Consider the following 11,358-nt stretch of genomic DNA (forward strand, 5'->3'; position numbering starts at 1 on the left):
GAAAAGTTATTAAGGAGACAGTTGTGGATAGAACCAGAAAGAAATCGGTAAAAAGATATTTTGACTATAGCCTTTTATTTGTTACAATATTTATTGCCGGCTTTGGTCTTATAATGATTTATAGTACAAGTTCATATACTGCCCAGATGAAATTCGGCAATGCACAATACTACTTCAAAAAACAGCTTATGTTTATGCTGCTGGGGTTTGTTGCCATGTATATTGCATACAGGATTGATTATCATGTATGGCATAAACTTGCATTTCCGTTTTTTATATTTGCATCTCTTCTTGTATTTGCATTAATTCCATTTGGCAGTGAGGCAAATGGTGCAACCCGCTGGATAAGATTCGGTTCAATTGGTGTACAGCCGGCAGATGTGTGTAAGCCTGCGGTTATAATGATGGTATCTTCGGCGGTCTGTTCATATGGAACAAAGTTAAAGAAGTTCCGGTATGTAATGCTGATATGTATTCTTACCGGGGGTGTTGAGGCTGCACTTGTATTTGTTATTTCAAATAATATGAGTAGTGCTATAATAATTTTTCTTATTGCATTTGTTCAGACATTTGTAGCATATCCGGGATATAAAATATATGTGGCATTGACCGGGCTTGCGGCTGCCGGTGTCGGAGGTATTTATGCATGGCTTACGAATATGATTAAAAGTGGAAATATGACAGAGAGTTTCAGGCTTAACAGACTGCTTGTCTGGATAAATCCTGAAAATTATGCAAGCGATAAAGGCTTCCAGACTGTGCAGGCTCTTTATGCCATAGGTTCAGGCGGACTTTTTGGAAAAGGACTTGGAAAGAGTCTGCAAAAGCTGGGATACATACCTGAATCTCAAAATGATATGATTTTTTCGATAATATGCGAGGAACTTGGACTTTTTGGAGCTATTTTCGTTATTATTGTTTTTGGAGTAATGTTATGGAGAATTGCCCATGTGGCACAGAATGCACCAGATTTATTCGGAACACTTCTTGTATCGGGTGTATTTGCACATATTGCGATACAGGTTGTCCTTAATATTGCAGTTGTAACTAATTTTATACCAAATACAGGTGTTTCACTTCCATTTATAAGTTATGGCGGAACATCAGAGATAATACTTCTGGCTGAAATAGGGCTTGTTCTTAACGTTTCAAGTAAAATAAGGCTGGAAAGCTGACAGGATGGATGCACAGATTGTAAATAAATTCATATAATGTTATATAGCATTTCCGGAGGCAGAGTTTTGAAAAATCTGTGTGTTCAGGGTGGACGGAAATTATACGGAAGTGTAAGAGTGCAGGGTTCAAAGAACATATGTCTTCCAGTTATGGCAGCAAGTATTCTCAATGAAGGTATCAGTGTTATTGAAAATTGCCCATGCATTGATGATGTATTTATAATGCAGGAGATTCTTTCCAGTCTTGGATGTGTAATTAACAGGGAGCAAAATACACTGATAATTGATACTGCTAATGCTGTAAGCAAGCCTGTTTCGGCTGATATGGCAGGAAAACTGAGAGCATCTTCTGTGCTTATGGGACCGCTTCTTGCAAGATTCGGAAGCGTTAAGACGGCAAAACCGGGAGGATGTCAAATTGGAAAAAGACCGATTGATATACATCTTGATGTATTTAAAAGACTTGGTGCATCATGGGAGCTTGATGATGAGAATGTAAGTGTTTCGTCATTAAAACTTCATGAGGCTGATATATATCTTAGATTTCCAAGTGTGGGTGCAACACAGAATGCTATTATGGCATCGGTTAAGGTGCCGGGAATTACTATTATCAGAAATGCAGCTAAAGAGCCGGAAATAGTCGGTCTTTGTGATTATCTGACAGGTTGTGGCGCAGACATAAAAGGAGCAGGTGGTGACACAATTGCAGTAAGAGGTGTAGATAATTTAAATGACACAGTGTATACAATTCCGGCTGACAGGATGGTAATGGGAACGTATATTGCTTCTGTATGTGCGACAAGGGGGGATATAAAGCTTACCGGATGTAACATATGTGATGCAGGGGGATTCCTGGATGTATACACGGGCATGGGGCTTGAGTACAAAGAGTGCGAAGATGGAATATGTATATTCCAGAAAGAAAGACCCAAAGCGGTTAATTATATAAAAACAAGTGTATATCCGGGATTTCCTACAGATATGCAGTCTGTGACAATGAGTGTGGCTGCATATAGTGATGGAAAGACAGTGTTTGAAGAGAGCATATTTGAAAACAGATTTGGCGTTGCCGGACAGCTTAAAAAGATGGGAGCAGACATATCGGTTGATAAAAATATGGCTCATGTTACCGGCAGAAGCAGACTTACCGGAGCAGATGTTGCCGGAACTGATTTGAGAGGAACGGCGGCTTTATTTGTGGCAGCACTCGCAGCTGATGGCGAAAGTATAATCAGAAACACGCAATATATAAACAGAGGATATGAGAAATTTGTATCGAATTACAGAGAACTTGGAGCAGAAATAATAGAAATATGAAAAGGCAGAAAAACAACAACAGAGTTATAAAAATAGTAGTGCCTGTTATTATATGCCTTGTGGCAGCACTTGTGGTGGCAGGTTATTTCCTGTTCAGGGTAAATAATATATCATACGAAGGAAACAGGCACTACTCTGATGAGGAGATGAATAATTACATATTTGGAACGGATACACCGAATGCGGTTGTATATAACATTTTCGGCAAAAAAAACAAACAGATTCCTTTTATACAGAAATATGAAGTTGAGACAATCTGGCCGGATAAAATGAATGTTACAATATATGAGAAGGCGGTTGTAGGATATATTAATTATATGGGCTGCAACATGTATTTTGATAAGGATGGAATAGTTGTTGAAAGCTCGTCAAAATTATACAGCGGTGTTCCTCAGATAGAAGGATTGAAATTTACATCAATCGTTTTGGGAAGCAAGCTTGATGTTGGAGATGACAGTGTATTTTCGGATATACTTGAACTTACGCAGGCATTTGAAAAGTACAATCTTGATATAGATAAAGTATATTTTGATTCTTCTTATAATGTTACACTTTATATGAATGAAGTCAAAATTATTCTTGGAAATGCAGCTGACATCACGGACAGGCTTTACGCTTTGAAACGCATGGAAAATAAGATTGCCAATCTGAAAGGAACATTATATTTGTCAGATTATAACGGAAGTGAATCGTCTGTTATATTTAAGAAAGAAAATTGAAAAATGTATTGATATTTTGTTTAAAATTTTATATTATATTTAATAAGTGCAAATTGGTTAAGGAGGCAAATACCCTTGTTAGAGATTATGACAAATGACGCAGAGTCATCAGCAAAAATTATAGTAGTAGGTGTTGGCGGGGCAGGTAACAATGCAGTCAACAGAATGATAGATGAAAATATTAGCGGTGTTGAGTTTATCGGTATTAACACAGATGGACAGGCATTGCAGTTATGTAAAGCACCAACAACAATCCAGATTGGCGAGAAGCTTACAAAAGGACTTGGTGCAGGTGCACAGCCTGAGATTGGACAGAAGGCAGCAGAAGAGAATATAGAGGAACTTACACAGGCTATTGATGGTGCTGATATGGTATTTGTAACATGCGGTATGGGCGGTGGAACAGGAACAGGTGCAGCACCTGTAGTTGCCAAGATTGCAAAAGAAAAAGGTATTCTTACAGTAGGTGTAGTTACAAAACCTTTTAAGTTTGAAGCAAAGACACGTATGACTAATGCTATTGCTGGTATTGAAAGATTAAAAGAAAGTGTTGATACACTTATTGTAATTCCTAATGACAGACTTCTTGAGATTGTTGACAGAAGAACAACAATGCCGGATGCATTAAAGAAAGCAGATGAAGTTTTACAGCAGGCAGTTCAGGGAATCACAGACCTTATTAATGTTCCTGGCCTTATTAATCTCGACTTTGCCGATGTTAAGACTGTCATGACAGATAAAGGTGTCGCACATATCGGTATTGGTACTGCCACAGGTGATGACAAGGCGATTGAGGCAGTTAAGCAGGCTGTTACAAGTCCTCTTCTTGAGACAACAATTGAAGGTGCAACACATGTTATCATTAATATATCAGGTGATATAAGTCTTATTGAAGCAAATGAGGCTGCAAGTTATGTTCAGGAGCTTGCCGGTGAGAATGCCAATATCATATTTGGTGCCATGTTTGATGAAAATGCAGCAGATACAGCAACAATCACTGTTATTGCTACAGGTCTTGAAGACAGCAACGTGAATAATGCAATGGCAGGTTTTTCAGCAAAAGTACAGACACCAAGACAGGCAGTTAAGCCTTCATATACATATTCTGGTTCATCATCAGCTGCTGCTTCAACAGGTGTTAATGCAGGACATGCATCAACACAGCAGACTGTATCAACGATTTCACAGACACCGCTTCCGGGCTTAAAACAGCCGGGACAGGTTACAAGTAATGTTAAGGAAAAAGGAATAAACATTCCTACATTTTTACAGAAGACAAAGAAGTAATAATGGTTTTGTAAAAAATTATATTTATGATTAATACAGGCTGCCTTGCTTATCATAGTGAGGCAGCCATGTCTTTTTGCTTCGCAAAAACAAGGAGGGAAAATCCTCTCCTCACCATAGAGCATAGTGCATCAAAGATGCACATTTGGATTTTTGTTTCGCAAAAACAAGGAGGCAAATCCTCTCCTCACCATAAGGTTCGGATTTTTGCTTCGCAAAAACAAGGAGGCAAATCCTCTCCTCACCATAAGGTTCGGATTTTTGCTTCGCAAAAACAAGGAGGATGTTATGAAGTATAAAATAAGTGAGCTTGCAAAGCTTTTAGGGGTTTCTACAAATACTGTGAGACGCTACGAAGATATGGGGTATATATCTGCGGTGCGTGACGAAAAAAGCGGATACAGATATTACAATGATGATGATATTTTTTCTGTGATGAATGCAAAAATGCATGTAAAATATGGTTTTTCGCATGAACAGATAAGCCAGATGCAGTCATTTTCTCTTGAAGAGACAATTGATGCATACAAAAAAAGAATGGATGAGATGGATAAGCAGATTGCATATATGACTTATCTGCGTCATCGCCTCAAAGATGATTACCTTCTTATGAATAAGGCAGCTACATATTCAGATATTTATGAGAAAATGAGTCTTACTATGTATACAGTTATATATAAAGATGGTGAAAAGCTTCTTCAGGAGCCTGAAAGATTGCAAAAGCTTGGTGAATTTATATATAATTCACCGGAGGTACTGCATACGTATATTATACCGAAAGAATCCGTTGATAATGGCAATTTCCGTGTATGTTGTGGATGGTCAGTAAAGGAAGAACATATGGACAAATATGGAATGACAGAAAACAGTTATACACAGATATATAAAGGAAAACCATCTGTAATGGGCATATCAGAAGTACCGGCAGATATAGGACGGCTGGCAAATGAAAATCCAGAATATTTAAAAGAACTTATGATTGGCAAGCATCTTGATTATATGAAAGAACATAATCTTTATCTTAATGGGGATATAATCGGAATTGTAATTACAAAAGTCCGGGATAGCGGTAAAAATGTTATTTACATGCTTATGAGCCTGCCTTTTGGGAAGAATGATGTATAAAAATTCAAATAGATTATTAAATACATTTGTAAAATATTCTACAGGATATTTTTATAAGTGTACTTATAAAAAAACAATTTTATGTAATTTATGCAAAAAATGTTGACCTTGACATTGGTTCATACTATATAATTTGTACCTGAAAGAACTTGTATGTAGCGTACAGGTTCTTTCAGGTATTTTTAATATAGCAAAAAAGAAGGAGGAGAAGCATGAAAAGAATTGCAAAAAGACGTCTCAGTTGTCTTTTGAGTGCCATACTGCTGCTTGTTATGAGCCTTGATATGAGTGCTTTTGCAGGGGTTTTTGAAAAGACAGCAAGAAAAATTGATGTCTGGGATTTCGGTGGTGTTGCTGAGAGTAACACTGAAATGTATCAGAATAATATCAGTGCATCAGACTGGGACAATTGCAGTGATGTAGGAACCAATGCGAAGTTTAATGCAGCAAGCATTAAGTTTGGCGATTTGACACTCATTACAACATCAGGAGACAGATTGTATTCTACTTCATCAAAGAATTATGGTGCAAGTGGTTATGCAACTACAAAGTATGCAGATGGTTATGCTGCAAATGGTATGTTTTATTCAAATGGTACCGGAGGAGAATCAAGAAGATGCTTTACAATTGATAATGTAAAAGCTGGAGACAAGATTGTTGTCTATATGGTATCAAGTAATGCAGCAACAAGTAATCTTATTTTTAAGTATCTTGGTGAGTCCGGAAAACAGCAGGATTCAAAAGAATTTTCAAACACAGCAGGAAAGTATGAATTTATCGCAAAATACGACGGACAGTATAAAGTATATGCTGATGCTGTGGCAGGAAAACCTTGCTACAACAGAGTTGTAAGAATTCCGGGTGTAAATGTAAGCGGTACAATTGATTTAAATGGTGCTGATATTAAAGATTATAAAATAGTCTTTAAAGATGAAGCTAATGATATTTCATATGAAGCAGAAGTAAAAAATGGAAGCTTTAATGTAGTGCTTGCTGCAGGCTGTGATTATACAGCTGCATTGTCAGGAGTTACAGGATATGGATTTACATCTGACACAAAAGTAATATCTACAAAGACAGATGATGTTATATCAGGTAAGGATGGCGTTATATTAAAAGTCGAGGCAAAGTCTGTATACAAGTATACAGGTAAGCTTACAGGATTTGATAAGAACTATGACATTTCAAAATTAAGCGTAAAACTTGAGGCAGATAAGAATACACTTGCAGATGATGTTACACTTAATTTAAACAGCGATATGATGTTTGAGGCAACTCTTGAACCTGATGTTGAGTATACAGCGGTTCTTTACGGAGTAAATGATTATGAAATCGTAAAGGGTGCGACAATTCTTGACAACAAAGATGTAAGCAGTGACATTGAAGTTGCTTTAAAGAAAGTATATAAAGCAACAGGTAAGTTTAACGGACTTGATGATGCTTCAAAAGTAACGGCAATTAAGTTTGTTAATGTTGAAGATAAGTATGAATATACAGGAACTGTTAAGGACGGCGGTTATGAAGTTTCATTAAGAGACGGTTCATATCAGGTTGTTACAACAGTTGCTGATTACAGAACTACAACCCATGTTGTTGTAAAAGGTTCTGATGTCAGCAAAGATATTTTATTTGTATCAACAAAGAAAGCAGACGCACTTACAAGAGTACCTGACATATATGTAGGCTACGAGGATAAGGCAGAACTTAATTATAATACGGTGAAGGAAGCTGTTGCGGCAGCGGCTGCGATGAATCCTTCAAAAGAAGACGAAAGAGTAACAATTCATATCAAACCGGGTACATATAGAGAACAGATTGTTGTTACAACACCTTATATCTCATTTGTAAATGATGAGAAGAATTCAGGTAAAGAAGTTCTTCTTACATGGTATTACGGTATCGGATACGAATATTACAGCATTGATTCAACAGGTTTCTACAATGAAGAAAATGCTTATGACAAATATGAAAAAGCACAGGCTTCAAAATGGGGCTGCTCTGTATATGTAAAGAACAGTGCTGCTGCATTCAGAGCCGACGGAATTACATTTGAGGCTTCATTCAACCGTTATATAACAGATGAAGAAATAGAAGACGGCGTAAATGCGGCAAATACAAATCTTCCTCAGAGAACTTACGGACTTGATGTAACATCAAAGGCTGCAACAGAGAGAGCTACAGCACTTGCTATTGAAGCTGATAAAACGGAATTTACAAACTGTGCATTTTTGGGAAGCCAGGATACACTTTATACAGGAAATTCTGCAACAAACCTTTATTTCAAGAACTGCAGAATCGAAGGTAACACGGATTATATCTTCGGTGACGGCAATGCAGTATTTGATGGTTGTGAACTCAGATTTTTCGGTTATAGCACAGGTTCTGTAGGTGGTTATATCACAGCACACAAGCCGGGCACGGCAACACAGTATGGTTATCTTTTCAGAAATTGTACAATAACAGGAAACAGTGACCTTACAGTAAAAGCAGGTTATCTCGGAAGACCTTGGGGTGCAGATGCCCGCGTTACATTTATCAATACTAAGATGACAGATAATCTTATTAATGATGCGGGATGGCATGAGATGGCTGTTAAGCCTGAAAAAGCTAATTTTGCAGAGTATAATACACGTCTTACAACGGGTGAAACTGTTGATTTGTCAAAGAGAGCAGGCAAGGCATTAAGTGACAGCGATGCAGCTGCAATAAATGTTAAGTCATACTTTGGCAGCTGGACACCTGTATCATATAAAGATGAGAATGGCACAGTGGAATTTAAGACAGTTCCTTTTGTTGTTGATAACGGCGACATCAATGCACCATATCCTGGACATACACTTACAGCAGGATATTCTCTCGGTGATGTTAATGATGCAAGTGATGCTTCTGTTATACGCTGGTACAGTGTTGACAAAAACGGCGAAGAGACTCTTGTTAAGTCATCAACAGCAAATGTTGACAAGACATATAAAATCACTAAAAACGATATAGGAAACTATATTAAAGTCGTTGTTGTTCCTGAGACATTGAGCGGAAACAAGGCAGCAGAAAAGTCTTATAAGGTTGAAGCTTTTGTAAGAGACGGATTTGAAGACCCTTCGGGAAGCACAGATATTGAACTCGGAGATGGTGTAAATATCTTCCTTGCAGGTGATTCTACAGTTAAAGATTATTCCGCAGCAGGCATGTATATGAGCGGAAAAGCACAGAGCGAAGGTGCGTGGGGTGAATTCTTACAGTCATTCTTTGATTCTTCAAAGGTTAAGGTACAGAATTATGCCAACGGCGGAAGAAGCAGCAGAAACTTTATAAACGAAGGTTCTCTTGACAAGATTAAACAGAATATCAAAGAGGGAGATTATCTCTTTATTCAGTTTGGTCATAATGATTGTGCAAACAAATCAGGTTACCTTGAGGATAGATATGTACCGCTCGGAACACCGGATGCAGATGGCGTATATCCAAGTACAGCAGGTACAAAGACAGTAACACCTTCATCACTTGTAAGCAAATATGGTGATACATTCTATTCTTATGACTGCGGCGGTACATACAAATGGTATTTACAGCAGTATATAGATGCAGCAAAGAGTGTCGGAGCAATTCCTGTTCTTGTTACACCGGTATCAAGACTTTACTATAATTCAGATGGTACAATTAAGCCGCATCATGATTCTACAGATAAGACAACAGGTACATATGTTTCATCAAATGATGCTTATGTTACTGCAGTTAAGCAGCTTGCAAGTGAGCAGAATGTTCTTCTTCTCGATGGTTTTGCAATTACAAAATCACTCTATGAGGAGACATATAAGAATGATTCATCTGCAAAGTCAGGTGTTTCACAGCTTGCAACACAGATTATGGCAGCTGGAGATAAGACACACAGCAATAAGCTTGGTGGTTTTATCACAGCAGCATTATTTGCTTCAAAGCTTCAGGATATGAATTTATCAATATCAAAAGCAGTCAGCATGCCTGCAAAGACAGCGGGAATCAATCCTGACGGACAGCAGATTTTCAGTATTAACGGAAGCAGTGTATTTACTGCATATGCAGCAGATGATAATGGTAAATATTCAGCACAGTCTGAATATTGGACTAATTATGGACAAGAACTTATTAAGGCAATCGGAACCAAGAAAGATGAACTTAATAAGACACCAGACCCGGTACCGGACCCTACACCTACACCGGATCCTACACCGAATCCAGATCCAACACCGGATCCATCAGCAAAAGCTACAGTATGGGTTGTCGGAGATTCAACAGTTTCATCTTTCAGTGATAAGTATTATTATCCTAGATATGGCTGGGGTACACAGCTTTCTGCATATTTTGATGATACTCTTACAGTAAATAATCTTGCATTGTCAGGAAGAAGTTCTAAGAGTTATACATCAGAACCACAGTATAAGACACTTATTGAGGGTATGCAGAGCGGCGATTATCTTCTTATCGGTTTCGGACATAATGATGAGAAAGCAGAGGAGGCAAGATATACAAATCCTAACGGAGATTATAAGACAGCTGGTTCATTTGCCAACTCATTATATGAAAATTATATTAAGCCTGCACAGGATAAAGGCGTTACAGTTGTTGTATGTACTCCTATCGTAAGGAGAACATCAACTAAAGAATGGGCAAATTCAAATCTTCATATTACATCGGCAAGCGGTGCATTTGAAGGTGGAGATTATGCAAAATCAATTATTAATCTTGGAAAAGATACAGGAGTTGCAGTTGTAGATATGACATCACTTACAAAGCAGCTCTATGATGAACTTGGACCTGATGAGACAGTTAATTTACACGCATGGACATCATCTAAGTCATCAAGTGTAGATAATACACATACAAATATATGGGGCGGAAGATATAATGCTTACCTCATAACAAAGACAATCAAGCAACTTGGCGTAAAGGGAATTTCTTCACACATTATTGATGCAGAAGCACCTAAGAAAGAAGATGTATTAAAGAAGAATCCTGACTATAAGGAAGCAGAATATGTCGGTGTTGTAAAAGACAGTACAATATGGTCACCTGCTGGTGTATTTAAGGGAACTGTATTCGGCAATGTCGGCGGAGCTCCAAGTAAATCAAATCAGACACTTGAAATGAATGATAACAAATTCCATATTCAGGTAAAGAAAAATAAAGGTAAAATAGGTGCATCAGCAGATGGTGTTGCAATGTTTTACTATAAAGTTCCTGTAAAGAGCAAATTTACAATTACAGCAAATGCAACTGTAAACAGTTTTGATTTAAATGACCAGGTATCATTTGGCCTTATGGCAAGAGATGATATGTATATTGATGAAAACCGTACAGATGTACTTGGCGATTACGTTGCGGCAGGACCGTTGAAGCTTGCAACAGCAGGCGGTGTATGGAACTGCTTCGCAAGAAAGAGCGGTGTTCTTACACAGGGTGGAACATGCAAGAATGAAGTTAAGGCAGGACAGACATATGCGTTAAAGATTGAAAGCAATTCAGACGGATATGCATGCACATTCGGCGATGAAGACACAATAACAGGCGGATTTGACTTTATGCTTACAACAGTTGATTCTGAATATGTATATGTAGGTATGTTCGTTGCTAGAAATGCTGATGTAACATTCTCAGATGTAACACTTATTGTTGACGGTGAGGTTATTACGGGAAATGTTCCGACACCAGACCCAACACCAGACCCAACACCAGACCCGACACCAGACCCGACACCTTCT

At 38.0% G+C, this 11,358-nt stretch carries 6 protein-coding genes; all 6 read left to right on the forward strand.

Annotated features, from left to right (window positions below; all coding sequences use genetic code 11):
* Window positions 1-23: 23 nt before the first annotated feature.
* A complete protein-coding gene (locus WMO38_RS12900) occupies window positions 24-1,175 on the forward strand; it encodes an FtsW/RodA/SpoVE family cell cycle protein (RefSeq protein WP_349162980.1) in 1,152 nt (383 codons plus the stop codon).
* 66 nt (window positions 1,176-1,241) lie between these two features.
* Complete coding sequence (gene murA / locus WMO38_RS12905) at window positions 1,242-2,492, forward strand: UDP-N-acetylglucosamine 1-carboxyvinyltransferase (protein ID WP_349162981.1); 1,251 nt, start codon at window positions 1,242-1,244, stop codon at window positions 2,490-2,492.
* Window positions 2,489-3,211, forward strand: coding sequence for a cell division protein FtsQ/DivIB (locus tag WMO38_RS12910; RefSeq protein WP_349162982.1), 723 nt, complete (start codon window positions 2,489-2,491; stop codon window positions 3,209-3,211). The genes murA and WMO38_RS12910 overlap by 4 nt, the downstream gene beginning before the upstream one ends.
* A gap of 75 nt (window positions 3,212-3,286) precedes the next feature.
* Window positions 3,287-4,498: a cell division protein FtsZ gene (gene ftsZ / locus WMO38_RS12915; RefSeq protein ID WP_349162983.1), complete on the forward strand. Its 1,212-nt coding sequence runs from the start codon at window positions 3,287-3,289 to the stop codon at window positions 4,496-4,498.
* Window positions 4,499-4,786: 288 nt separating this feature from the next.
* Complete coding sequence (locus WMO38_RS12920) at window positions 4,787-5,623, forward strand: MerR family transcriptional regulator (protein ID WP_349162984.1); 837 nt, start codon at window positions 4,787-4,789, stop codon at window positions 5,621-5,623.
* Between the two features lie 212 nt (window positions 5,624-5,835).
* Window positions 5,836-11,358 (forward strand): pectinesterase family protein (locus WMO38_RS12925; protein WP_349162985.1); only part of this gene is annotated, 5,523 nt, incomplete at its 3' end.

Origin of the sequence: Lachnospira hominis (ex Hitch et al. 2025), assembly GCF_040096395.1 — a bacterium.
Lineage (GTDB): Bacteria > Bacillota > Clostridia > Lachnospirales > Lachnospiraceae > Lachnospira > Lachnospira hominis.